The following is a 25,723-nucleotide window of genomic DNA, read 5'->3' as shown; positions in this document are numbered from 1 at the left end:
CAATGATCTCTCAAAAAGGGTTGGATCAACGCCGCACTAGCTTTATCCCCACTTGGGCAAGCCTGCGGTCAATCGGTAACTCTCGTGCCGTACAGGCTTCTGTCGCCTTTCCGGTCATCGGCTATCTAGTTCTTCTCAGCTCACAATTCACGTCTATTTTTGATGGCGGGTTGATCGGCGGCGTGCAACACCATCAAGAGGCGGATTGGTGGAGCCGCATGTGGTCGCTCAAATTGTACTTCGTATATTTCGGGCTCTTGTTTCTAGGGGTCGGATCAGCGCTTTATCAATATCGCTGCCCGCGTCAGATAAAGAAACATGGCGACTGGGAGGACTATGTCCGCGTTGATGGGCCAGCAATGACCCGCTCCTATATCAAGGCAATCGGCGAGATGATGGGCCTCGAATTGATTGGTGCTCAGAGCTTGAGTTGGGAGGAGGCAGAAAAAGCCCAAACCTTGCGTCTGCACTATGCAATGCTGTCCGCCGAAGCCAAATACAGTCGCCTAGCCGTGGCATTTTTCTTTTTCTACGGACTGGGTCTGCTTACCGTTCCATCACTTATGACCGTCATTAAGATCACGGCTCAATTCTTTCGCAACTAAGCGGATCACGTCCCCACCTTGTTCGACTATTCTCATGAAGCGGGTGCTACGATCAGTTCTGCGATGTCTTGCAGCGAACCCATCTCGAATTTGAACGGCTGCAAAGGTGGAGGCGAAGACCGCGTGATGACAACCCGAAATTCCCACTGATACGCAAAACGGAAGTGCTTTGCGCATTGAATAGCCAAATCTTTAACGGTAGCGAATTCGGCTGGATCGTCTAGGACTGAAAGCGGATCGTAATAGTACGCCGGCACAAGACGTACGCTCTGCGCACCTGACACCTGCGCCGCCACACCTTTCGCAAATCTCTTAATGAAGCTGTCTGGATCGTTTATCGCAAGGCAAGCATCACTCTCGAAGTCCATAAATAACCGATAATCGTAGACGGAAGCGCAGCGCCAACAATAATAATCGCTGGTAGAAAACTCGATCTTTTGCCCGTCACGATACCAACTCATTATGAGTTCGTTATCCTGACGCGCCGCGCCATCCGCGCTTGCGAAATACGATGCTGGCCTGACCAGCAGTTCACCTCGTTCATATAACGCGCGCATATGTTCGGCTCTGCCAAACTTGAAGAGCATCTTGGGTTGGTTGAAATAGCTCTCACGTGAGTGCTGCGAAGCATTCACCCAGTCGGGGCGACGGCACCAACTTTCATCAGCCAAGCGCTTTATTTTTTCCACCGGAGTTGCAGATTTTTCATTTAGCAATCCCCTGATATGCAGTTCTTCGCCCAACTCAACATAGAGGCGCACAAAGTCGATGTTTCGCGTTGCAACGTGCATTCCATTTCGTCTCGGCAGTATTAAGGTGTACTTGCCGTCATCGCGAAGCGTTATGACATTCGCCATCACGTCCTTCACTCGTTGATCGAGCTCGTCTTTGCTCAATCCTTGCATGTAGCGGTTGGTGCGGTAGTTATATCTCTGTATCTCCAATATCGCGCTCACGCTTACTCCATGAGGAAAGTGGAGTAAGCGGTCGGGCTTTCCCATACTTATGGGCGTGAACAATCTCAGTAACGTTGCAAGCTGCCCACGCAGTTTCAGCGCTTCTTCGACTGGGATTACTAAGTCGGCCCATTCCACCACGCTCGTGGCGCACTGGATCATGAGGTGCTTTCCGTCCAACACCATTCCATGCGCCTTGGTCAACTGAGCGAGCAGGGGCAAGGGTTCGTAGACCACTGGATGTTCATTCGAGCTCGGCGAGATCGAATGATGAGGTATGCGAGAAAGCCAATCCGTGACCTTCAACGCCTCGACGACAGGCATTCTCAGGTCGGCATGGTCGATTGTGTCGGTGGCACACTGAATGACAAGGTCGTTAGCGTTCAACGTTACACCGTGGACCTTGGTCAGTTGGGCCAGTCGGGGCATTAGTTGGTAGGCCATGAAGTGTCCTAACAGCGTAGAGGTGACCCGACGCGCAAACTACCAGTTGCCTGCGTTACTTCGTTCAGCGAAGCTAATAGTTGATGGCTGGAGGAAACGATTATGCACAACTTTGCGAGCTACATGGCGAAGAGCCAATTGCTGACGCTGGCAACGCTCGTTCTGATGGCCGTACCTTTTTTCTACCAGCCTTGGTACTTTGCTGTGGCTATCGCGATTGGAGTGCTAGTCGCATCTTGGATCGTACGCGCCGTATTCATGTCTATCGAGGCGAGAGGGACGCATCGCGGCTCGGGTCCTGCCAACTAGGCCAGTGCGGATCGCGCCTGCGCCCCCGCTGTGAACAGACCCAGCTTCCCCCTAGGAGTTGGTATAAAATTACAAAAATTCAGGCAATGCGATAATTATGTTGCTGCGGGTCTAAGCCGTTATCGGACGTGCTGATACCCAGCGCGCAAGGCGACCCCGCATTGCTCCCCCCTACAGGACCCACGATGATCACACCCACGTCCCGATCAACTGAAATAAGAACCCTGCCAGCAGCAAGTAAAAGCCCGTCCTCCCCTCGAAGAAGAGTTGGGTTCGTATCCACATCCGGATCGGAGTGTCCGGATTGTCGATTATCCGCCGCGTAATGTGGGATGGCGGACCGAAGGGGTACTTTTCGTCGTCACCGTACCGGCTAAGGATTTCGTCGAACAGGCCGCTGATATGAAGCTGCACGACGCCGCTAACGTCAAACAAAAGCCCCGCGCTGTTGACCCATTTTCCGCGAATATCTGGCAATGCAAGACCAAATCCGATCGCCAAACAAACGAACGCAGATAACAGCAGAATAACAAGCAGGACGCGGTACTCAAATCGGAGCACGTCTCGCGTCCGATATTGATACTCCACCCACAACTTCCTAAGCATACACGGCCCCCGAATGAGTTCACGCTTGCGGTGTACTAGCGAGGCAGAAGTCGTCTGATCTTCGCGACGTTCGCCTTGATGGCGGCATTCTGTTCACGTGGGCTAGCGAGCTTTTTGGTGCGAATGAGATGGAGGACGGCCTTTGCCTTGTTTGCAAAGCGCTCGACTTCCTGAATGGTCTTTCCCTCAGATCGACTGGCGACAATCATGGCCTTAAGGCCAAAGTACCGGGTCAGGAACTTCCGGTGCTGGATGATGAAATCGAGTTGGTCCCCAGTCCCGCTCACACCGACTGCATAGCGCGGTCCCGGCATCGGAAAAACACCGAGGATGTCGCCCTTGGCTTTTACGTATTTGAGGTGCTTCGAGGTGAACTCGCGAATGGTGCCGCTCTTGCCGGTAGAGCCCGGTCCGGTCACGCAGATGATGGTCAAAGCCATGGTCAGGTTTCCAAAATAGCTAAAATAGAGGGGCAAGCGTATCAAAGCCGCTGGTACGTGCAAGCCGCAGGCTGATGTGGCGCGAGCACGCGTCTAATGCTGACCTTCATCCCGACGCCCCCAATCTGCTCCAGTCATTCCGACCCCCGATCTGCTGCTCCAGCTCCAGTTATCCCTAAAGGGATATAACTGGAGCAGAGCAGGTCAGGTGTTCCAGTTGCTCCACTGCTGCTCCAGTCAACTGGAGCAACTGGAGCAGCCAGCCTAGTCAATCGTCGGCCACCTCGATGAACTTCTTCATCTGCCGGTTCTCGGCCTGCTTCTCGACCTCGATCAAAGCGCCAGTCTCCCGCCAAGTCTTGATCAGCGCGACAACCTTGGCCCGGTCTTTCTTGTCGGCAAGGCTGAGGCCCAACGTCTTCGCAATCGAAATGCCGACCCAGCTATTCGCCCGTTGATTGGCCCGCCATTGGCTTGCTCTGATCGCCTGAGCGCACCGCTCGAAGTCCGACGCCGTGACGCCGGCCAGCAAGTCAGGCCACTCCCAGCGGGTCGCCACGCCGATGTCATCGCCCTTGAGATCGCCGAACGAGTTACCGCCGAGCCGGCTCAGAGGGTTGTTGTCCACATCGGTCGAAACCAGCTTGAACCAGTCCCGCTTGTCGGCCGGCTTGGTCAGGTTGGCCTTGTCGGCATAGGACGAGAAGTAGGATCGATGATGATCGACGCCCGCGTTTTTCGCCTCGGCCTCGGTCATCCGGTTGAGCACGCGGACCGAGCGGCAACCGTCCGTCAGCGCGACGCCGCCCCGCGCGCTCTGCACCGTGACCTCTTGCTCGCCCTTCCGAACATGGTGGACAAGCTCAACGGCACAATTGGCTCGATCGGCGACCTTGCCCCATTCCTTCACGACCAGATCGATGGCGTTGTTGTCATTTTCCGGGACCTTGTGAGACGAGATGAACGGATCGACGATCACAACGTCGATGCCGCGTTCCTTGATCTCGGCGATCAGGGCGTCAACGACGGGCGTGCAGATCACGGTGTCGCGGCCTTCCGTCTTGGCGATCACAAGAGGCCGGTCACGGCCATGATTAACGAACAGCCGGTCGCCGATATCATTTTCCGTCAATTCGAAGTGCTTGGCGGTGGCTTGAATGCGACGCGTCGTCTCCATGGCGGGGTCTTCGAGGTTGAAATACCAGACCCGGAGCTGTTCGGAAGTAGTGCCGAGCAACGCCTGACCTGAGACCATCGCGAGCGCGTCAGTGATGATGAGCGATGATTTGCCGAGCCCGCCCGGCGCAACCGTCGCGCTGACATATTCGCGGATGAGGTGCTTGCCATAGAGAAATTCGCGCATCGGAATGTGCTCCGGTTGCGTCCACTTGTACGGCGTCGCACGCATCTGGCCGCGCGACATCACCTCCGAAATCTCAAGCGTGATGCGCGCGTCGGCGATCATCTTGCGGATTTCGGCTGGCGTGTTGCGGCGAAACGACATGCAGAACTTCAGAATGTCGTCATCAGTTTCATGCTCTTGAATAAGCTCTTCGATCACACGTGCCATTTCGTTTCCCCGGATGATCATTGTCATCCGACGATTGAGTTGAGCTAGAAACTTCTTGTCTGCGGTGACGATCTCGCTCATTTGCGGACCTCGCGCAGCAAGCGCTCCACGTCGCGATAGTTGATGCCGATGTACGCGCTGATCGGCGCGTGGCCTTTGTCAACCAGACCATACTCATCGAAGATGGGAACGATGTTGAAGCCCATCTCGGACGCCGCGACCAGAACCGCGCCGCGCGAGATATAGCCACGGCGGCCCAAGCGCTCGATATCATGCTTGAGCCAGCAAATAGTCAGGCGCTGGTCGGGCGGCACAGTGCGGATCGGGCGGCAACGAGCAAAGATCGATTTGACGATCTCCACTTGGCTGCGCTGGACGTCGTCGGGGATGGGGTCGCCGAAGTCCTCGGTCGAAAACCCAGCCGAACAAGCCCAGTAGTCGCCGATTTTCACCGGCCCGGTGGTGGACAGGGTCGCGCTACGGACATAAGCTGTTGTTTCCACTTTGATTTCCCTTCAATCGCTCCCGCCCGTTCGGTCTGCCAACCGAGCGGGCGCTCGTTTACGTGTACTTGACACGTATTCGAATATCCGGTTACGTGTCAACTAAACGTATTAAATTCTAGGCAGGCCATGAAAATCAAAATGCACGACAAGCGCTTCACATCGGCCGAAGTGACGGCCGCTGCTGGCTGCTCGGAAGCCGCGCTGCGCCAGTGGCGCAATCGCTACAACTTCCTCGGCGGTACTGTGTCCGGCGACATGAAGGTCAAGAAGTTTTCCATTTTGGACGCCTGCGTCGTGCGCGGCGTGAAGCTTTTGACTGACTGTGGCGTCACCGCCCCCATTGCAATTGAGATTGCCCATCATCCGATGATGGGGGTGGGCGTCTTGCTTCGCTCTCACTTGGAGAAGATGGAGAACATCCCGGCGCTTCTCGTCGTCAAGCGGGGCAAAACTACGTCAGAGGTTGAGCAATTCACGTTCGCGCTTAGCAATCCCAACAAGCTGGCTGCTCAGATTGCTGACAGCAACGGCATCATGATCGTGTTCGATTTGAAGGCGATCAACCAGCATGTGCTCGACTTCTTTAACGTGGAAATCGAGTGATGCGAAAAGCGAGCATCATCACCCGCGCCCGCAAGGCCTTCCGCGCCCTCATCCGCAGCGCGTCCGGCTATGACGCGGCCAGCGGCAGCGGTCGCTGGCCGCACAGCTATGCGCTATCCGCGCCGATCTCGCAGCAGCTCGCGGCGAGCCGCGTTGCCGCCCGCAAGATCGGCCATCAGTCTCAGAACAATGCCCTGATCGCGAGCATCATCCAGCACGCGGTGACAGCCATCGTCGGTGATGGCCCGTCCGTTCGCTCGGTGCATCCCGATCCCGAGATCGCGGCGCAGCTCCATGCGGCTTGGAACAAATTTTTCGCCGATTGCTCAGTCGAAGGCGGGATGTCTCTCGGTGGCTACCTGTCTCGCAAGGCGCGCGCCTTCTTTGTCGATGGTGAGAGCTTTACGAAGCTGATCGTCGATCCCGACGCCATGCGTTTGAAGTTGCAGCTCTTGTCGGCTGATCAGGTGGACAGCGCGAAAACGCTCCCGTCGTTCGGCATGACGGGCGACACGCCCAACATTGTTGCGGGCGTGGAATTCGACGACGCCGGCCGTCGCGCGGCTTACTGGGTTCTCCCGACGCCGCCCGACAGCCCGTGGGCGTCCGTGGCGCCTCCGGTCCGCGTGCTGACGCAGGACATTTGTCACGTTTTTGAACCGCAGTGGCCGGGCGTCCCGCGCGGTATCAGCCCGCTGACGGCCGTGGCTGGCCTCGCGCGCGAACTCGACGACGCTCTCGATGCGTCGATCGTGAAGCTGAAGACGACTGCCGTGCTGACCGCGTTCATCCGCGATCCCGAAGGCTACATGCTGAAAGATCACCCGCTGCTTCCGATGCTGGAGCCCGGCGCGATCATGCGCTTGCCGGAAGGCGCGGACGTCCAGTTTTCACCGACCTCGGACATGGCGTCGCTCAGCGAGGTGTTGACCCATATCGAGCGCATGATCTGTAGCGGCGCTGGCGTCCCCGCCTTCTTTGCGACGGGCGATTACGGCAGCGTGAACTACTCGGCCGGCAAGCTCGCGCTGGCGTCGTTCCAGCGTCGTATCAAGGCCATTCAACAAAATCATCTGGTCGCGCAATTGCTGATCCCGATCTGGGATCGCATCGTGTTGTTGGAAGTGTTGTCCGGCCGCATGCGCGCGCCGGACTATGAGAGCAATCCCGAACGCTATGCCGCGTCGTTCTTGTTCCCCGGCTGGCCTGCCATCGACGAATTGAAGGCCGCCAAGGCCAACACGCTGGCCGTCGCGGCAAAGCTGCGCTCTCGCGCCGACATCATCGCCGAGCAGGGCCGCGACATCGCCGATGTCGATGCCGAGATCGCGGCCGATCCCTACGCCGATGACGATCTGTCTTCGGATGCCACCAACATCGCTAATCAACCTGACACGGAGACGCAGAATGCGTAACTCGACTGCCCTTCTGCTGCGCGAGAGCGCAGTTGACCTTACCCGCCGCGACGCGATCCCGCGTCCGCGCACTTTTGACCCCGAGGCGTTGACCATCGACGCCGTCATCGCATCGACCACGCCGGTTCGGCGCCGTGATGCGCGTGGCGACTTCATGGAAATTCTCGATCCGTCGGGCCTCGACCTCGGGGTCACCCGTGGTGCGTCGGTTCTCGATAGCCACCAGCAGGGCGGCATCGACAACGTGCTCGGCACGATTGACGACGTCTGGATCGAAGGCAGCGAGGTGATTGCGCGCCTTCGCTTCTCGTCGCGTCCGGAAGTCGCGCCCGTGGTGACGGACGTGCGCAACGGCATCCTGCGCAATCTCTCGGTCGGCTATCAGGTCGATGAGTGGCGTGCCGGCAAGGACGCCAGCGGCCAGCGCACCATGACGGCGGTCCGGTGGTCCGTCCGGGAAGCGAGCTTCGTCGCCGTGCCGGCCGATCCTACTGCTCGCACCCGTGCCGCCAACGATGACCGCGCCATTGTGGAGCTTGGCCGCCGCGCTGGTATCGCGACGGACCGGGTCAATGCTCTGATCGAATGCGGCGCGAGCATCGACGATGCACGCCGCGCTTTTCTCAATGACATGCTCGACCGTTCTGTGACGGTTCGCAGCGTTGGAACCATGAACATGCACAACGCCAATACACTCGATAACCCGGAAATCTTCCAGCGCGCCGCCGCTGAAGCCATGTACGCGCGGATCGCGCCGAATTTCACTCCGGCGCCGCAGGCGCGGCCGTACGTCGGCATGTCCTGTGCCGATATCGCGCGCGAATGCCTGCATCGCGCTGGCATCTCGACCATGGGCATGACTGCCCCTTCGCTGATTACCCGCGCGTTGCAGACGACCTCGGATTATCCGGCCTTGCTGGCGAACCTGATGAACAAGTCGCTCCGGGATGCCTACGCGGTCGCCCCGAGCGGCATTCGCCGCATTGCCCGTGAGACGACGGCGCCTGATTTCCGGGCGAAGTCTCGCATTCAGATCGACCATTCCGGCTTCACGCTGGCGCCGGTTCTCGAAGGCGGCGAATTCCAGCGCGGTTACTTTGTTGACACTGCCGAAAGCTATGCCGTCTCGACCTATGGCAAGGTTTTCGCGATCAGCCGTCAGGCGCTGATCAATGACGATCTCGGCGGTCTCGGCGACGTGACCCGCCGTCTCGGTCTTGCGGCAGCGGAATTCGAGAATGAAAAGCTCGCCAACCTGTTGCAGGCGAACTCCGGCAACGGTCCGACCATGTCGGACAACGTCGCTCTGTTCAATGCGGCACACGGCAACGTCGCCAGCGTCGCGGCTGCTCCCAACGTGACCTCGCTGTCGGCCGCGCGGCTGCTGATGCGTTCGCAGACCGGCCCCGGCGGCGGCATCATCTCGGCCGTACCTGCCTTCCTGCTTGTGCCGAGCGCTCTTGAGACGGTTGCCGACCAGTTGGCCGTTACGACTAACCCGATCACGTTCGACGATGTGAACCCGTTCACGAAGCTGACGCCGATTGTCGAGCCGCGCCTGACGAGTGCTACGCGCTGGTATCTCGCCGCCGATCCGGCGCTGCTGCCGTGCATCGAGTACGCTTATCTGGCTGGCGCGCCCGGTCCGCAGATCGAAACCCGCGTCGGCTTCGATGTGGATGGCGTCGAGACCAAGGTTCGCTTGGACTTTGGCTGCGGCATCATCGAGCACCGTGGTCTGGTCACCAACGCGGGCGCCTGATGATGGCTGATTTCGCGACATTGCGGGCGCAGCTCGATACACTCAAACGGGCGTATCGCTCCGGCGTGCGTACCGTCGAGTTCGACGGTCGGGCGACAACATACGTCAGCGGCGAGGAAATGCGCGCGGCGATCTCGTCTCTGCGCGAAGAGATTTCGCAGATCATGGGCACGGCGGCACCGACTGTCGCCGTCGTGCGGTCATCGAAAGGTTATTGAGGACGGACACAGCGATCATTTGAGGGCGATGCGGCCAGCCCAATAGCGACAAGCCAATACCTCCCCGCTGTGCCCGGTAATGCTTTGGGGTCAAGGTCGGCGAGGCCGCAGATACAACTATTTAGATGGCGTGCGCTTCATGAATTGGAACAATCCTTGGGTCGGAATTGTCCGGTTTCATGATCTTCCCGATCACGAGCCGTGGGATATCGAGACCCACCCGCCGAAGCTGAAACGCACTCGCAAGCGTCGTATGACGTTGGCGCGCGCGATGCGGCAGGCAGGTGAGGCGGGAATTGAAGTGAGCGGCGCGACGCTCGACGCGGACGGCAGTGTAACGTTACTGTTCGGCAGCCCGAACGTCTCCGAGGAGACCAACGAATGGGACACGGTCCAATGAAGCCTCGCAAATTGCCCCGTTATGTTCATGGCTACGTGGATCGTCACGGCGCGCCTCGGTTTTACTTCCGCAAGGCGGGGTGGAAATCTGTGGCCTTGCCGGGATTACCATGGTCGCCGCAATTCATGGAGGTTTATGAGCGCGCGTTAAAGCGCGGAGAGGGTATCGAACTCGGCTCCAAACGTACCGTGCACGGCACCATTAGTGCTGCTCTGATCAGCTACTATCAATCCGCCGCATTCAGTGAGGCTCTTGCGAAAGTCACTCAGCAGAACCGCCGGGCAATTCTGGAAGCATTCCGTGCTGATCACGGCGACAAACGCGTCTCACTGATGCACGCTAAGGCGCTCCAGAACATCATCAACAAGAAACGTCCTGCCGCTCAGCGCAATTTCAAAAAGGCTATGCGCGGGTTCATCGACTATTGCATCTCTCACAATCTGATGAAGGTTGATGCACTTGAAGGCACGAAGCTTTCGAAGATGAAGACCAAAGGCCACCACACTTGGACCGAGGAAGAGATCGCGCAATATCGGACGCGCCATGCACCGGGAACAAAGGCGCGTCTTGCCCTTGAATTGTTGCTGCAAACCGGCCATGCGCGCGCCGACGTGGTTAGGATGGGCCGCCAGCACGTCAGGAACGGTAAGCTGTCAATGCGTCGGCAGAAGACTGACGTGCAATTTGACATCCCGCTGTTGCCCGACCTCGTCGCTGAAATTGAGCTGCACCCGAAGGTCGGTCTCGCCTATCTGCTCACGGAGCATGGCAAGCCGTTTACGGCGGCGGGGTTCGGCAACAAATTTCGCGAGTGGTGCGATCAAGCCCAGCTCGATCACTGTGCCGCCCACGGCCTGCGGAAAGCTTCCGCAGTTCGCCACGCACTGAACGGCGCGAGCGCCTTTGAACTGATGGCGTGGCACGGCTGGAAGACAATCGGCGAGGCTCAGCGCTACGTCGATGAGGCGAACCGGATGCTTTTGGCCGAGAGTGCAGGGGCCAAAATGCGAACAACGAGTGGCTAACCTGCCAGCCCGGTTAGCCAATTCGGTCGAATAAGTGAATGAAATCAAGCTCCGGTTTGGAGGCTGGCGATCCCGGCAGGACTCGAACCTGCAACCCGCGGAGTAGAAATCCGCTACTCTATCCAGTTGAGCTACGGGACCGTCTTGAGCCGCCCGGTTTGGGCGGCTGGCCGTTCATCTAGCATGCCAATATGAAAAATCTGGTCTTTCGCCAAGCCTGAACCGAACCGTTTTCCTCATTGCCGCGACAAAGCGGAACGGTGGGGTGTCAGGGTGCCGGGTTGAGCGGCAGCGGACCGGACGATGGATCACATCGCCGGGAACGCTGAACAGCTTCCGGGACACGGCCGCCGATCGACTGGCTAGGTGTTGCTGCGCCATCAGGACGGCGTGCGCGGCGGTATCTGGACTGGTCTCCTCTGGGCCTGCCTTGTCATGGCGAATGCGACGTTTTGCACCTCTGGTTCCATCGCCTTGAGTCCGTCACCTTTCCGCGCATTTCTTGCGACAAGCGGCGTTTGTCCGCGATTTCCGGGAGTCCATCCATGATCGGTCTTGTTCGCGCCGTCACAATCTGCGCCGCGCTGGCGCTCGGCCTTTCGGCAGCGCATGCCGCCGACAAGGCGTTCAAACGCGACGATCTCGCCGATTCCGCGATCAAGCTGGAGGCGCAGATCAAGAGCGAGGCGGGCCCGGTCGCCAAAACCAACGCGACGCTGCGCACGGATGCCGACGCCGCCTTCCGGCGCAACGATTACCGCACGGGACTGGCGGTGCTCGGCCAGATTGCGGTCACCACCCCTGACGATGCCGGCAACTGGCTGCGGCTCGCCAAGGTGATCTTCCAGATCTGGCCGAAGAACTCGAGCGAGCAGACCTTCCTGCTGGAGCGCGCCTCGACCGCGGCCTATATCGCTTACATGCGGGCCGGCAATCCGGGCGAGGAGGCCGACGCGCTCGCCGTGCTCGGCAAGTCGCTGGCCGAACGCAAGCTGTGGCGGCCGGCACTGGACTCGCTGCGGCTGTCGCTCGACCTGCGCGAGGTCGCCGATGTCCGCGGCCAATATGAGAAGCTGCGCGACGAGCACGGCTTCCGGCTGCTCGACTACACCGTGGACTCGGATTCGGCGAGCCCGCGCGCCTGCTTCCAGTTTTCGGAGGAGCTCGCCAAGCGCACCGACTTCGCGCCGTTCCTGGCCCTCGCAGGGCAGGACAAGCCGGCGCTGTCGGCCGAGGGCAAGCAGCTCTGCGTCGACGGTCTGAAGCACGGCGAACGCTACAACATCAACTTGCGCGCCGGCCTGCCGTCCACGGTGAAGGAGGGGCTGCCGAAATCGGCCGAGTTCAACATCTATGTGCGCGACCGCAAGCCCTTCGTGCGCTTCACCAGCCGGGCCTATGTGCTGCCCCGGACCGGCCAGCGCGGCATTCCCGTGGTCAGCGTCAACACGCCCGCGGTCAACATCAACGTCTTCCGCATCGGCGACCGCAACCTCATCAACACGGTGGTCGACAGCGATTTCCAGAAGACGCTGACCAAATATCAGCTCAGCGATCTCGGCGACGAGCGCGGCGTCAAGGTCTGGTCGGGCGAGCTTTCGACCGCGATGACGCTGAACCAGGACGTGACCACGGCGTTCCCGGTCGATCAGGCGCTCGGCGAGCTCCAGCCCGGCGTCTACGTCATGACCGCCGCGGCCAAGGGCCCGGGCTCGGACGACGAGTACCAGCTCGCCACGCAATGGTTCATCGTCTCCGACCTCGGCGTCACCGCGTATTCCGGCAATGACGGCATCCACGTTTTCGTCAACTCGCTGGCTTCGACCGATCCGGTCGGCAAGGCCGAGGTGCGGCTGGTTGCCCGCAACAACGAGATCCTGGCGACGCGCAAGACCGACGAGACCGGCCACGTGCTGTTCGAGGCCGGCCTTGCGCGCGGCGAGGGCGGCCTGTCGCCGGCGATGCTCACCGTCACAGGCGAGAAGGCCGACTACGCCTTCCTGAGCCTGAAGACGTCCGCCTTCGACCTCTCCGACCGCGGCGTTGCCGGCCGGGCGGTGCCCGCCGGCGCCGATGCCTTCGTCTATGCAGAGCGCGGCGTCTATCGCTCCAGCGAGACCGTCTTCCTCACCGCGCTGCTGCGCGACGGGCAAGGCAATGCCGTGACCGGCGGGCCGATGACGCTGGTGGTCGAACGCCCTGACGGCGTCGAATACCGCCGTGCGGTGCTGCCCGACCAGGGCGCCGGCGGCCGAACGCTGTCCGTGCCGCTCAACTCGGCTGTGCCGACCGGCACCTGGCGCGTGCGCGCCTTCACCGATCCGAAGGGCGCTTCGGTCGGCGAGACCACCTTCATGGTCGAGGACTACGTCCCCGATCGGATCGAATTCGACTTGTCTGCCAAGGACAAGCTGATCAAAGCTAACGCTCCAGTGGAGCTTAAGGCGGACGGCCATTTCCTCTATGGCGCGCCGGCCTCGGGCCTCGCACTCGAAGGCGACATGCTGGTCGCGCCGGCGGCTGAGCGGCCCGGCTTTGCCGGCTACCAGTTCGGCGTTGCCGACGAGGAGACCACTTCGAACGAGCGCACGCCATTGGAGAACCTGCCCGAGGCGGACGCCAATGGCGTTGCGACCTTCCCGGTGACGCTCGACAAGCAGCCCGCCTCGACGCGTCCGCAGGAGGCGCAGATCTTCGTCCGCATGGTCGAGACCGGCGGCCGCGCCGTCGAGCGCAAGATCGTGCTGCCGGTAGCGCCCACTGCTGCGCAGATCGGCATCAAGCCGCTGTTCGGAGACAAGAATGTCGCCGAGAGCGACAAGGCCGAGTTCGACGTCGTGTTCGTCTCGCCCGAGGGCCAGAGGCTGCGCCGCGACGGCCTGCGCTACGAGCTGCTGAAGATGGAGTCGCGCTACCAGTGGTACCGCCAGAACAATTACTGGGAGTACGAGCCGGTCAAGTCGACCTCGCGCGTCGCCGACGGTGACGTCACGATCGCGGCCGACAAGCCGGCGCGCATCTCGCTGGCGCCCCAGCCCGGCCGCTACAGGCTCGACGTCAAGTCGAATGACGCCGACGGCCCGGTAACCTCGGTACAGTTCGACGTCGGCTGGTACTCCGACGGCAGCGCCGACACGCCGGACCTCTTGGAGACCTCGATCGACAAGCCGCAATACGCCTCCGGCGACACCATGACGGTGTCGGTCAACGTCCGCAGCGCCGGCAAGCTCACCATCAACGTGCTCGGCGACCGCCTGCTGACGACGCAGACCATCGACGTTAGGGAAGGCACCGCTCAGGTGAAGCTCCCGGTCGGCAAGGACTGGGGCACCGGCGCCTATGTGGTGGCAACGCTGCGCCGTCCGCTCGATGCCGCGGCCCAGCGCATGCCGGGCAGGGCGATCGGCCTGAAATGGTTCGGCATCGACAAGCAGACCCGCACGCTTGCCGTGAAGCTGGCGCCGCCTTCGCTGATCCGGCCCAACGCGATGCTGAAGATCCCGGTCAAGCTCGACGGGCTCAATCCGGGCGAAGACGCCAAGATCGTCATCGCTGCGGTCGATGTCGGCATCCTCAACCTCACCAATTACAAGCCGCCGGCGCCGGATGATTACTATCTCGGCCAGCGCCGCCTCAGCGCGGAGATCCGCGATCTCTACGGCCAGCTCATCGACGGCATGTCGGGCACGCGCGGCCAGATCAAGTCCGGCGGTGACGCAGGTGCAGCCGAGCTCCAGGGCTCGCCGCCCTCGCAAAAGCCGCTGGCGCTCTATTCGGGCATCGTAACGGTTGGTGCCGACGGCACCGCGGAGGTGAGCTTCGACATTCCGGAGTTCGCCGGAACCGCGCGCGTCATGGCGGTGGCGTGGACCGCCACAAAACTGGGCCGCGCCAACACCGATGTCGTGATCCGCGACCCCGTCGTGCTGACCACGACCCTTCCGCGCTTCCTGCTCAATGGCGACCACGGCACGGTCAATCTGGAGATCGACAATGTCGAGGGCCAGGCCGGCGACTACGTCATCAACGTCAAGACTGGCGGCCCGGTGAAGATGACCGGTAATCCTGCAACCACGGTCAAGCTCGCCGCCAAGCAGCGCAATTCGTTCTCGCTCGCGCTCGATGCGACCGCGGCGGGGCAGGCGACGCTCGACGTCGACATCAAGGGACCGAATGGCCTCGCACTGGCGCGTCACTATGCGTTCGACGTCAAGGCGGCAACGCAGGTGCTGGCGCGGCGCTCGATCCGGACTCTAGCGAAGGGCGAGAGCCTGACGCTGACCTCGGACATGTTCTCCGACCTCGTGCCGGGCACCGGCAGCGTCTCGGTCTCGGCGAGCCTGTCGACCGCCCTCGATGCGGCGACGATCCTGAAGGCGCTCGACCGCTATCCCTATGGCTGCTCGGAACAGATCACGAGCCGGGCCATGCCGCTGCTCTATGTCAACGAGCTCGCGGCCGGCGCGCATCTCGCCATGGACACCGAGGTCGACCAGCGCATTCGCGATGCGATCGAACGGCTTTTGGCCCGTCAGGGCTCGAACGGTTCGTTCGGCCTATGGTCGGCGGGTGGAGACGATGCGTGGCTTGATGCGTACGTCACGGACTTCCTCACCCGCGCCCGCGAGAAGGGCTTTGCGGTGCCGGACGTGCTGTTCAAGAACGCGCTCGACCGTATCAGAAACTCGGTCGTCAACGGCAACGAGCCGGAGAAGGACGGCGGCCGCGATCTCGCTTATGGCCTCTACGTGCTCGCGCGCAACGGCGCAGCGCCGATCGGCGATCTGCGCTATCTCGCGGACACCAAGCTGAACAACCTCGCGACGCCGATCGCGAAGTCGCAGCTTGCCGCAGCGCTGGCCCTGGTCGGCGACCGCAACCGCGCCGAACGCGTCTACGGTGCCGCGCTCGACAGCCTCGCGCCAAAACCGGCGCTGGAGTTCGGCCGCACCGACTACGGCTCGCAGCTCCGCGATGCCGCAGCGCTGGTCTCGCTCGCCAGCGAAGGCAACGCGCCGAGGGCGACGCTGACGCAGGCGGTGTCGCGGGTCGAGACCGCGCGCGGGCTGACGCCCTACACCTCTACGCAGGAGAATGCGTGGCTGGTGCTGGCGGCGCGGGCGCTGGCCAAGGAGAACCTCTCGATCGAGGTCGACGGCCAGCCGGTGAAGACCGCGCTCTATCGCAGCTACAAGGCGGACACGCTGAGCGGCAAGCCGCTGAAGATCACCAACACCGGCGATGCGCCGGTGCAGGCGGTGGTCTCGGTGTCGGGCTCGCCGGTGACGCCCGAGCCGGCGGCGTCGAACGGCTTCAAGATCGAGCGCAGCTACTACACGCTCGACGGCAAGCCCGCCGACATCAGCAAGGTCAAGCAGAACCAGCGCTTTGCCGTGGTGCTGAAGATCACCGAGGCGAAGCCCGAGTACGGCCACATCATGGTGTCCGACTATCTGCCGGCGGGCCTGGAGATCGACAATCCGAAGCTGGTCTCGTCGGGCGACAGCGGCACGCTGGACTGGATCGAGGACGGCGAGGAGCCTGAAGACACCGAGTTCCGCGACGACCGCTTCACCGCGGCTGTTGATCGCGCCTCGGATTCCAAGTCGGTCTTCACCGTCGCCTATGTCGTGCGCGTGGTCTCGCCCGGCAAATACGTGCTGCCGCAGGCCTATGTCGAGGACATGTACAATCCCTCGCGCTATGGGCGGACGGGCACGGGCACGGTTGAGGTGCGGGCGGCGAAGTGAGTGGTGAGATGAGCGAAGGCCACAACAGCTCTCGTCATTCCGGGGCGGCTCGAAGAGCCGAACCCGGAATCTCGAGGTTCCGGGTCTGGTCCTTCGGACCATCCCGGAACGACGGAGGGCGCACCATCATGCACATCCTCTCCGCCCTCGCTCTCACCTTCATCCTCGCCATCATCGGTTTCGTCGCCTGGGTCTACTCCCTCGGGCCGCTCCCGCTCGACGAGGCGCGGCAGGTCTCCACCACCATCGTCGATCGCAACGGCAAGCTGCTGCGCGTCTACGCGATGGCGGACGGGCGCTGGCGGCTGCCGGTCGATGCCAAGACCAATGTCGATCCGACCTATCTGAAACTGCTGTTCGCCTATGAGGACCAGCGCTTCTACGCCCATGACGGCATCGACCCGCTCGCGCTCGGGCGCGCTGCATTGCAGCTTGGAACGCGCGGCCACATCGTCTCGGGCGGCTCGACCATCACGATGCAGCTTGCCCGTCTGATGGAGCCGCGGCGGCAGCGCTCGCTCTACGCAAAGCTGCGGCAGATGGTGCGCGCGATCGAGATCGAGCGCAGCATGAGCAAGGAGCAGATCCTCGATCTCTATCTGGCGCTCGCGCCCTACGGCGGCAATCTCGAAGGCATCCGGGCTGCCTCGATTGCCTATCTCGGCAAGGAGCCGAAGCGGCTGTCGCTGGCCGAGGCCGCATTGCTGGTCGCGCTGCCGCAATCGCCGGAGACGCGCCGGCTCGACCGCTATCCCGAGGCGGCGCGCAAGGCGCGCGATCGCGTGCTCGATCGCATGGTCGCCGAGCATGTGGTCAGCGCTGATGACGCCAGGCAGGCCAAGGCCGCGCCGGTGCCGATACTGCGGAAGCCGATGCCGATCCTGGCGCCGCATGCCTCCGACACCGCGCTGTCGACCGTGAAAGACAACCCGATCATCAAGCTGACGCTGGATGCGAACTTGCAGAAGGTGCTGGAGCCGTTGGCGCGCGACCGCGCCGTTGCGCTCGGGCCCAACATCTCGGTCGGCATCATCGTGGTCGACAATGAGAGCGGCGACGTGCTCGCACGCGTCGGCTCGGCGGATTATTTCGACGAGACCCGGGCAGGGCAGGTCGACATGACCCGCGCCATCCGCTCGCCGGGCTCGACGCTGAAACCCTTCATCTACGGGCTCGCCTTCGAGGACGGCTTTGTCCATCCCGACAGCCTGATCGACGACCGTCCGGTCCGCTTCGGCTCCTACGCGCCGGAAAATTTCGACATGACCTTCCAGGGCACGGTGCCGGTGAGAAAGGCGCTGCAATTGTCGCTGAACGTTCCGGCTATCGTGCTGCTCGACCGCGTCGGCTCGAGCCGGCTGGCTTCGCGGCTGCGGCAAGCCGGCGGCAATCTAATCCTGCCCAAAGACGAGGCGCCCGGGCTTGCCATGGGCCTCGGCGGCGTCGGCGTAACGCTGCAGGATCTCGCGCAGCTCTATGCCGGGTTTGCTCGTCTTGGAACCACCAAGCCGCTGCGCGAGGTCGTCGCGACCAAGGACGACCGCGAGCCGTTGCGGTTGCTGGATCAGGTCGCGGCCTGGCAGGTCGGCAACGTGCTGCTCGGCACGCCGCCGCCGGAGAACGCGGCCCACAACCGGATCGCGTTCAAGACCGGCACATCCTACGGCTATCGCGACGCCTGGTCGGTCGGCTTCGACGGCCGCATGACCATCGGCGTCTGGGCCGGCCGGCCCGACGGCGCGCCGGTTCCCGGTCTGATCGGACGTGTCGCCGCGGCCCCCATCCTGTTCGACGCGTTTGCCCGGAGCGGCAAGACGCTGGCACCCTTGCCGAAGCCGCCGAAGGGAACCCTGGTCGCCAGCAACGCAAAGTTGCCGTTGCCGCTCAAGCGGTTCCGCCCAGTCGGAGAGCTGGTGCGGACTGGCGGCGAGCAGGCGCTGCACATCCAGTTCCCGTTGAACGGCTCGCGGATCGACGTCGATCGCTCGGGCGGGCCCGAGAGCGCGGCCATGCCCGTAAAAGTCGCCGGCGGGGTTCTGCCGATGACCGTCATGGTTAACGGAACCGCGCGCGGCGAGATCGACGGCCGCCGCCAGCGCCTGATCGATCCGCCCGGCCCGGGCTTTGCACGGCTTACCGTGATCGATGCCACGGGCGCCGCGGACACAGTTGTCATTCGAATTCAATGACCCTGCCTTAAGCGGTTGTGGCGATGGCGGTTTCAGCGTAAGCGGAACCAATGGCCGAGACCTACCCAAGCCCCCGTTTTGGAGCGCCCCGTGAGCCGAAATCGCCCGTGAATCCGGGCAGCCGGCTCGTGTCCATGTTCGATATCGCCACGGCCAGTCACGCCCGCGCGGTCGCCTTTCTGGTGCTTTGCGCGCTGCTGCTGTTCCTACCCGGCTTCTTCACCATCCCGCCCGTCGACCGCGACGAGGCACGCTTCGCCCAGGCCACCAAGCAGATGGTCGAGAGCGGCGACTATGTCGACATCCGCTTCCAGGAGGACGTCCGCTACAAGAAGCCGGTCGGCATCTACTGGTTGCAATCGGCCGCCGTCGAAATCGCATCGGCACTCAAGCTGCCGAAGGCCGAGTTGCGCATCTGGGTCTACCGTCTGCCGTCGCTGATAGGCGCGATCGGCGCCGTGCTGATGACCTATTGGGCCGCGCTCGCGTTCGTCACGCGGCGCGCTGCCGTGCTCGCGGCGCTCCTGATGTGCGCTTCCGTTCTGCTCGGCGTCGAGGCGCGGCTCGCCAAGACAGACGCGATGCTGCTGTTCTGCGTCACGGCGACGATGGGCGCGATGGCGCGGGCTTACCTGTCCTGGCAGCGCGCCGAGGACGAGACCCATCCGCCCTGGAGCTGGCCCGCAGTGTTCTGGACCGCGCTCGCGGTCGGCATCCTGATCAAGGGCCCGCTGATCTTGATGTTCGCCGGCCTCACCATCGTCGCGCTCGCGATCCTGGATCGCGACGCCTCATGGCTGTGGAAGCTCCGCCCGGTCTGGGGCCTGATGTGGATGCTGGTGCTGGTGCTGCCCTGGTTCGTCGCAATCTTCTGGCGCGCGGGCGAGGCCTTCTTCGCCGATTCCGTCGGCGGCGACATGCTCAGCAAGATCGGTGCCCAGGAATCCCATGGCGCACCGCCCGGCATGTACCTCGCGCTGTTCTGGATCACATTCTGGCCGGGCGCGCCGCTGGCGGCGATGGCGGCGCCTGCGGTGTGGCGGGCGCGGCGCGAGCCCGGTGCGCAATTCCTGCTGGCCTGGCTGATCCCGTCCTGGATCGTGTTCGAGGCGGTGCTGACCAAGCTGCCGCATTACGTGCTGCCGCTGTATCCGGCGATCGCGATCCTCACGGTCGGCGCGGTGGAGCGGCGCGTGCTGTCGCGGTCCTGGCTGGCGCGGGGCTCGGCCTGGTGGTTCGCGATCCCCGCGGCGGCCTCGATCATCGCGGTGGTGGGCGCGGTCGTGCTGACCCGCCAGCCGGCCTTCGTGGCCTGGCCGTTCATCGCGGCTTCGCTGATCTTCGGCCTGTTCGCCTGGTGGCTGTTCGACACCAACCGCGCCGAGCGCTCGGTGCTGAACGCGCTGGTCGCAGCCCTGATGCTGGCGGTCGTGGTCTGGGGCATCGTGCTGCCGTCGCTGACCCCGCTGTTTCCGAGCATCGAGATCGCGCGGGCGCTTCGCAACGTCACCTGCGTCGGGCCGAAGGCGGCTGCCGCCGGCTATCACGAGCCGAGCCTCGTGTTCCTCACCGGCACGCAGACGCTGCTGACCGACGGCTCGGGCGCGGCGGACTTCCTGCGGCAGGGCAGCTGCCGCTTCGCACTGATCGAGCAGCGTTCCGAGCGCAGCTTCGTACAGCGCGCCGAGGCGATCGGGCTGCGCTACAAGGTCGGCGCGCGTATCGACGGCTATAATTTCTCGCAAGGCCGCGCGATCTCGATCTCGATCTTCCGTTCGGAAGGCACCGAGTAAGATGTCGGCCCCGACAAATATCGCACCGCGCCCGGGCTATCCCGCGCAACTACTCACGGTGTCGGGACGTGCGCTGGCACAACTCGTGCGCTCGCCGTCGCATTCGCGCCGCGCCGAGGCCGCACGCAAGCTGGCACGGCACTCGCTGTGGCTCAGCATGGCGGGCGCGGCCCTGGTCATCGCGCTGATGCTGGCGTTCGACTTGACCGAGATCCAGTTGATGCCGGTGCGCGGCACGCCAAGCCTGTGGCCGATCCGCATCCTCACCGATTTCGGCAAGGACGAGTACGTGCTTTCGGTGCTGGGCGTCGCGCTCGTGGCCGTGGCGCTCGTCGCGGCGGGGCTTCACGGCACTCGACGCACATTGCTGCTGGGGTTGGGCACGCGGCTCCAGTTTTTGTTTCTGTCCGTTGCCGTCTCCGTGTTCGTCGGCGAAATCCTGAAATATCTCATCGGCCGAGGACGTCCGTTCGTCGGCGGCAAGGCCGATCCGTTCAATTTCATCCCGTTCGAGGGGACGGGAGCCTATGCCAGCCTGCCGTCGGGCCATGCAATCACGGCGTTCGCGCTGGCGTTTGCGGTCTCCGCACTCTGGCCGCGGCTGCGGGTGTTCATGTTCACTTACGCAATCGTGATCCTGCTGACTCGGCTCGTGCTACTCGCGCATCACCCGAGCGACGTCACGGCCGGTGCCTTGGTGGGCATCGTCGGCGCCATGACCGTGCGCTACTGGTTTGCGGCGCGCCGGCTCGCCTTTGCCATCCGTGCCGACGGCACCATCGTGCCGCTTCCGGGGCCGGCCACAGGGCGCCTCAAAAGGGTTGCCCGCGGGGCATCCGCCCCATAAAAGCGGCTGCCTGCCGGGGCCGCCGGTTCCCCGAGGGGCAGGCCAATTCCAACCACGAGTCTCGATTTGTCGACGTCCCAGCCATCGGTTTCCATCGTCGTTCCCGTGCGCAACGAAGCCGACAACATCGCGCCCCTGATCGAGGAGATCACGACGGCGCTCGACGGCCGCTGGGATTACGAGATCATCTACGTCAATGACGGCTCGACGGATGTGACCGGCGAGCGGCTCAAGGCCATCATGGCGCAGCGGAGCAATCTGCGTCAGCTCCGCCACAGCAGATCGGGCGGCCAGTCGGCTGCGGTGCGCAGCGGCGTACGCGCCGCGCGTGGGGTGATCGTGGCAACCCTCGACGGCGACGGCCAGAACAATCCGGCCTTCCTGCCGGACCTGATCGCTGCAGTGGAAAAAGGGGCGGGGCGGGTCGGTCTTGCCGCGGGCCAGCGCGTCGGGCGCAAGGATACCGGCTTCAAGAAATTCCAGTCGCGCGTGGCGAACAGGGTCCGCAACGCGATCCTGAAGGACGGCACGCGCGACACCGGCTGCGGACTGAAGGCGTTCCGCCGCGATGTGTTCCTGATGATGCCTTATTTCGATGGACTACATCGCTTCCTGCCGGCGCTGGTCCGCCGCGAGGGCTACGACATCGCCTATGTCGACGTGATCGACCGTCCGCGCCGTTCCGGCGTGTCCAACTACGGTTTCTTTGACCGGCTCTGGATCGGCATCATGGATCTCGCCGGCGTGTGGTGGCTGATCCGCCGCAAGAAGCCGACACCAGATGTGACTGAGGTGAACGCATGATCATTCAATACGGTCAGGCGCTGAGCAACTATCTCTACGACGTCTTCGTCGCCAAGTTCGACTTTTGGCTCGCGTTCGGTCTCGTCGCTCAGCTGTTCTTCACCGCGCGCTTTCTGGTGCAGTGGATCGCGAGCGAGCGCGCCGGCAACAGCGTGGTGCCGATGGCGTTCTGGTTCTGCTCGATGGGCGGCGGGCTGATGACGCTGGTCTATGGCGTCGTCAAGCGCGAGCCCGTGATCATCCTCGGCCAGTCGCTCGCGACCATCATCTACATCCGCAACATCATGCTGATCGTCAAGAACCGCGGCCGCGCCTCGAAGACGCTGGAGCGCTGACCGCGGATGCTAGCGCGGCAGCACTGATGCCGCGCCTGAGGCGGGCAGGGCGGCCGTCTCCGCCTCGGTCCTGCGATAGGGCTCGCCGGCCGCATCCAGCACGGGATAGGCGACCGAGCAGATGTGCGAGTGAATGCGGCGCAGATCGCGCAGCACGTCGAGATGCAGCGAGGTCGTCTCGATGGTCTCGGGGCGACCCTCGCGCAGGCGGTCGAGATGGCGCTCGACGGCGGCGAGCTCGGTGTTCTTCAGCGTGGTCTTCTCCACCAGCAGCTTGCGCGCTTCGTTGGCATCGCCCGACATGAAGACGCCGAAGGCGATCCGCAGCGATTCCATTGTGCGCTTGTGGAAGGCGGCGAGCTCCTCGGCGCCCTCGGCCGAGAACTGGAAGCGGCGCTTGATCTTCTTGGTCGCGAGCTCGCTCAGGCTCTTGTCGATGATGTCGCCGATATGCTCGAGGTTGATGGCGAAGGAGACGATCTCCATCGCGCGCCGTCCCTCGCTCTCGTCGAGGCTGCCGCGCATGAGCTTGGTCACGTAGAGCTTGATGGCCTCGTCGAGACCGTCGACGGCATTGTCCATCTTCGAGACCTGGTCGACCAGTGCGCGGTCGCCGGTCATCATCGCGGCCATCACCTTGCGCAGCATGATCTCGACGAGATCGCCCATGCGCAGCACTTCGCGGGCGGCGTCGGTCAGCGCCAGCGACGGCGTCTCAAGCGCGCTCTCGTCGAGATAACGCGGCCGGGCCGGGTCGGTCTCCTGCACGCGATCGGGCAGCAGCCGCGTCAGCAGGCGCGACATGGTGTCGAGCAATCCGATGAAGATGATGGCTGTGCCGGCGTTGAAGGCGATGTGAAAGGCCGCCGTCATCTTCGCAAGATCCGGCTGCCAGGCATGCATGTGCGCGGCGATGACGTTCAGGAACGGCAGGACGAGCGCGATCCCGACCACGCGATTGACGAGATTGCCGACCGGCAGGCGATAGCTCGCGGGATCGTCGCGCCTGGCACCTTCGAACACGGGATTGATGGCGCTGCCGAGATTGGCGCCCAGCACCAGGGCCAGCGCGGCATAAGGCGTGATGAACTGCGAATAGGCCAGCGACATGATCAGCAGCACGCTGGCGACGCTCGAATGCACCGCCCAGGTGACGAGCGCCGCGATGACGATGCACAGGACAGGATCGCTCGTGATCGCCGACATCATGACGCGGACGCCGGGCGCGCTCTCAGCCGGAGCCAGCGTGTCGAGCAGGATGTGCAGCGATAGCAGCATCAAGCCGAGGCCGATGCAGACGCGGCCGATGTCCTTGATCCGCGAGCGCGGTCCCGAGCGGAAGGCCACGAGGCCGAGCACGAACAGGACGGGTGCGACGGCGGCGATGTTGAACGAAAGCACCTGCACGATCAGCGTCGTGCCGACATTGGCGCCCAGCATGATCGCGAGCGCCGCGGCGAGGCTGACGAGGCCCTCGGCCGCGAACGAAGAGGTGATCAGCGCGGTCGCCGTGCTGCTCTGGAGCAGCGCGGTGAGCCCGAGGCCGGCCGCAAATGCGCTGATGCGGTTGCCCAGCGCCCTGCCGAGCAGCCGCCGCAGGTCGGGGCCGAACGCGCGCAAAATCCCGCTGTGGACCATGTGCAGGCCCCACAGCAACAGCGCCACGCCGCCCATCAGATCGAGCAGAACCAACGTACCCATGCTCCGTGTCCGGATTGGAGTCGATTGGTGAGGCTAGCGCCAAATGCTTGAGGATCAAACCATTTGTTGGCGCATCGGCGTTAACGTTTGCGCCGGTTGCTCGTTCCCGCGCCGCAATGCCTTGTGAGCAGGCTCACATTGCCGTCGTGAGGGCAGCGAAGCCGCGATCGAGATCGGCCTTGAGGTCGTCGGTGCTCTCGAGGCCGATGTGGAGTCGCAGAGTCGGGCCGCCCGGCGCCCACTTGGTCGCGGTGCGATAGGCGTCGCAGTCGAAGGGAATCGCGAGGCTCTCGAAGCCGCCCCAGGAAAAGCCCATGCCGAACAGTTTGAGCGTATTGAGCATGGTGTCGACGGCCTTCTGCGGCGCCGGCTTCAGCACGATGCTGAACAGGCCCGAAGCGCCGGTGAAGTCGCGCTTCCAGATCGCATGACCGGGATCGGTTTCGAGCGCCGGATGCAGCACGCGCGCGACCTCCGGTCTTGCAGCGAGCCAACGCGCCATATCGAGGCCCGAACGATGATGCTGCGCGAGACGCACTGACAGCGTACGCAGGCCGCGCAGCGCCAGAAAGACGTCATCGGGTCCGGCGCAGACGCCGAGCAGGCGGATGCCCTCGGCGATCTGCGGCCAAGCCTTGGCGTTGGCCGAGATGGTGCCGAACATGATGTCGGAGTGACCGCCGATATATTTGGTGGCGGCCTGCATGGAGATGTCGACACCCTGCTCGAGCGAGCGGTGATAGAGCGGCGTCGCCCAGGTGTTGTCGTCGATGACGAGCGCGCCGCGCGCATGCGCGACCTCGGCGATGGCGCGAATGTCGGGCATCTCGAACGATTGCGAGCCAGGCGCCTCCACCAGCACCGCGCGGGTGTTGGGCTTGAACAGCTTGTCGATGCCGGCGCCGATTAGCGGATCGAAATAGGTGGTCTCGACCCCATAGCGGGTCAGCATGCCGTTGCAGAAATTGCGCGAGGGCCGATAGACGTTGTCGCAGACCAGGATGTGGTCGCCGGTCTTCAGCACCGAGAGCAGGGTGGTGGAGATCGCCGCCAGGCCGGACGGCACGATGCCGACGCCGGCGCATTGCGGCCCCTCCAGCGCCATCAGCGTCTCCTGGAACGCCTTGGTGGTGGGGGAACCGTGGCGGCCATAGGTGAACTCGCCGCGATGGGCATGCAGATCCTCGGCGGTCGGATAAAGCACGGTCGAGCCGTGGAAGACCGGCGGATTGACGAACCCCTTCTGCGCCTTGGTGTCGCGGCCGGAGGTGACCAGCCGGGTCTCGGCCTGTTGCTGGGAGGGGTGCGAGGAATCCATGCGTCTGCTTTCAAAACCGCGTTTCCGCCGGGCGCCTTGCGCCGTGCGGGCCGGCCGAAAGGCCGCTGTCGTTAATAACAGAACACAGAAGAGTCCCGTCAACCCCTTGACCCGGCTCGCCAGTCGT

At 63.1% G+C, this 25,723-nt stretch carries 20 protein-coding genes and 1 tRNA gene; 13 read left to right on the top strand and 8 right to left on the bottom strand.

Features of this window, described 5'->3' with window-relative positions:
* Nucleotides 1-2: 2 nt before the first annotated feature.
* Nucleotides 3-605 (top strand): hypothetical protein, encoded by a 603-nt coding sequence (locus tag QA649_RS24630; protein ID WP_283019464.1) that lies wholly within the window; start codon nt 3-5, stop codon nt 603-605.
* 32 nt (nt 606-637) lie between these two features.
* Here the strand turns inward: QA649_RS24630 and QA649_RS24625 are convergent, their stop codons facing one another.
* The 5 genes from QA649_RS24625 to QA649_RS24605 form a co-directional block, all read right to left on the bottom strand.
* A complete protein-coding gene (locus tag QA649_RS24625) occupies nt 638-2,005 on the bottom strand; it encodes a hypothetical protein (protein ID WP_283019463.1) in 1,368 nt (455 codons plus the stop codon).
* Nucleotides 2,006-2,503: 498 nt separating this feature from the next.
* Entirely contained in the window at nt 2,504-2,902 is a 399-nt protein-coding gene (locus QA649_RS24620; RefSeq protein ID WP_283019462.1) for a hypothetical protein, read from the bottom strand.
* Nucleotides 2,903-2,955: 53 nt separating this feature from the next.
* Nucleotides 2,956-3,360, bottom strand: a complete 405-nt coding sequence (locus tag QA649_RS24615) for a hypothetical protein (RefSeq protein ID WP_283019461.1) — start codon at nt 3,358-3,360, stop codon at nt 2,956-2,958.
* A 268-nt stretch (nt 3,361-3,628) separates the two neighbouring features.
* Nucleotides 3,629-5,011, bottom strand: a complete 1,383-nt coding sequence (locus QA649_RS24610; RefSeq protein WP_283019460.1) for an AAA family ATPase — start codon at nt 5,009-5,011, stop codon at nt 3,629-3,631.
* Entirely contained in the window at nt 5,008-5,433 is a 426-nt protein-coding gene (locus tag QA649_RS24605; RefSeq protein ID WP_283019459.1) for a hypothetical protein, read from the bottom strand. Before QA649_RS24605 ends, QA649_RS24610 begins: the two co-directional genes overlap by 4 nt.
* Before the next feature lie 141 nt (nt 5,434-5,574).
* On the opposite strand from QA649_RS24605, the gene QA649_RS24600 reads away from it, so the two are divergent.
* From QA649_RS24600 to QA649_RS24575, 6 genes are all read left to right on the top strand, one after another.
* The gene (locus QA649_RS24600) at nt 5,575-6,039 is read left to right on the top strand and encodes a hypothetical protein (RefSeq protein WP_283019458.1); all 465 of its coding nucleotides are present in this window, start codon (nt 5,575-5,577) and stop codon (nt 6,037-6,039) included.
* Complete coding sequence (locus tag QA649_RS24595; RefSeq protein ID WP_283019457.1) at nt 6,039-7,454, top strand: phage portal protein; 1,416 nt, start codon at nt 6,039-6,041, stop codon at nt 7,452-7,454. The genes QA649_RS24600 and QA649_RS24595 overlap by 1 nt, the downstream gene beginning before the upstream one ends.
* Nucleotides 7,447-9,216: an HK97 family phage prohead protease gene (locus QA649_RS24590; protein WP_283019456.1), complete on the top strand. Its 1,770-nt coding sequence runs from the start codon at nt 7,447-7,449 to the stop codon at nt 9,214-9,216. Before QA649_RS24595 ends, QA649_RS24590 begins: the two co-directional genes overlap by 8 nt.
* Nucleotides 9,216-9,434, top strand: coding sequence for a hypothetical protein (locus tag QA649_RS24585; protein ID WP_283019455.1), 219 nt, complete (start codon nt 9,216-9,218; stop codon nt 9,432-9,434). The genes QA649_RS24590 and QA649_RS24585 overlap by 1 nt, the downstream gene beginning before the upstream one ends.
* Before the next feature lie 139 nt (nt 9,435-9,573).
* Entirely contained in the window at nt 9,574-9,834 is a 261-nt protein-coding gene (locus QA649_RS24580) for a hypothetical protein (protein ID WP_283019454.1), read from the top strand.
* Nucleotides 9,831-10,859 (top strand): tyrosine-type recombinase/integrase, encoded by a 1,029-nt coding sequence (locus tag QA649_RS24575; protein WP_283019453.1) that lies wholly within the window; start codon nt 9,831-9,833, stop codon nt 10,857-10,859. Before QA649_RS24580 ends, QA649_RS24575 begins: the two co-directional genes overlap by 4 nt.
* Nucleotides 10,860-10,923: 64 nt before the next feature.
* Here the strand turns inward: QA649_RS24575 and QA649_RS24570 are convergent.
* A tRNA-Arg gene (locus QA649_RS24570) sits at nt 10,924-11,000 on the bottom strand.
* Between the two features lie 404 nt (nt 11,001-11,404).
* Between QA649_RS24570 and QA649_RS24565 the strand changes: the two genes are divergently transcribed.
* The 6 genes from QA649_RS24565 (at nt 11,405) to QA649_RS24540 (ending at nt 22,577) form a co-directional block, all read left to right on the top strand.
* Complete coding sequence (locus QA649_RS24565) at nt 11,405-16,609, top strand: alpha-2-macroglobulin (protein ID WP_283019452.1); 5,205 nt, start codon at nt 11,405-11,407, stop codon at nt 16,607-16,609.
* 128 nt (nt 16,610-16,737) lie between these two features.
* A complete protein-coding gene (gene pbpC, locus QA649_RS24560) occupies nt 16,738-18,798 on the top strand; it encodes a penicillin-binding protein 1C (protein WP_283019451.1) in 2,061 nt (686 codons plus the stop codon).
* 50 nt (nt 18,799-18,848) lie between these two features.
* Nucleotides 18,849-20,591, top strand: coding sequence for a glycosyltransferase family 39 protein (locus QA649_RS24555; protein ID WP_283019450.1), 1,743 nt, complete (start codon nt 18,849-18,851; stop codon nt 20,589-20,591).
* A gap of 1 nt (nt 20,592) precedes the next feature.
* Nucleotides 20,593-21,438: a phosphatase PAP2 family protein gene (locus tag QA649_RS24550; protein ID WP_283019449.1), complete on the top strand. Its 846-nt coding sequence runs from the start codon at nt 20,593-20,595 to the stop codon at nt 21,436-21,438.
* A 66-nt stretch (nt 21,439-21,504) separates the two neighbouring features.
* Nucleotides 21,505-22,242 (top strand): glycosyltransferase family 2 protein, encoded by a 738-nt coding sequence (locus tag QA649_RS24545; protein WP_283019448.1) that lies wholly within the window; start codon nt 21,505-21,507, stop codon nt 22,240-22,242.
* On the top strand, nt 22,239-22,577 hold the full coding sequence (locus tag QA649_RS24540) for a lipid-A-disaccharide synthase N-terminal domain-containing protein (RefSeq protein ID WP_018641850.1): 339 nt from the start codon (nt 22,239-22,241) through the stop codon (nt 22,575-22,577). Before QA649_RS24545 ends, QA649_RS24540 begins: the two co-directional genes overlap by 4 nt.
* 9 nt (nt 22,578-22,586) lie before the next feature.
* Here the strand turns inward: QA649_RS24540 and QA649_RS24535 are convergent, their stop codons facing one another.
* Both QA649_RS24535 and metC read right to left on the bottom strand, forming a co-directional pair.
* Entirely contained in the window at nt 22,587-24,278 is a 1,692-nt protein-coding gene (locus QA649_RS24535; RefSeq protein ID WP_283019447.1) for a Na/Pi cotransporter family protein, read from the bottom strand.
* A 133-nt stretch (nt 24,279-24,411) separates the two neighbouring features.
* Nucleotides 24,412-25,596, bottom strand: a complete 1,185-nt coding sequence (gene metC, locus QA649_RS24530; protein ID WP_283019446.1) for a cystathionine beta-lyase — start codon at nt 25,594-25,596, stop codon at nt 24,412-24,414.
* Between the last annotated feature and the right edge of the window lie 127 nt (nt 25,597-25,723).

It is taken from the genome of Bradyrhizobium sp. CB1717 (assembly GCF_029714325.1).
Taxonomy (GTDB): domain Bacteria; phylum Pseudomonadota; class Alphaproteobacteria; order Rhizobiales; family Xanthobacteraceae; genus Bradyrhizobium.
This window is presented reverse-complemented; position numbering and strand designations above follow the sequence as displayed.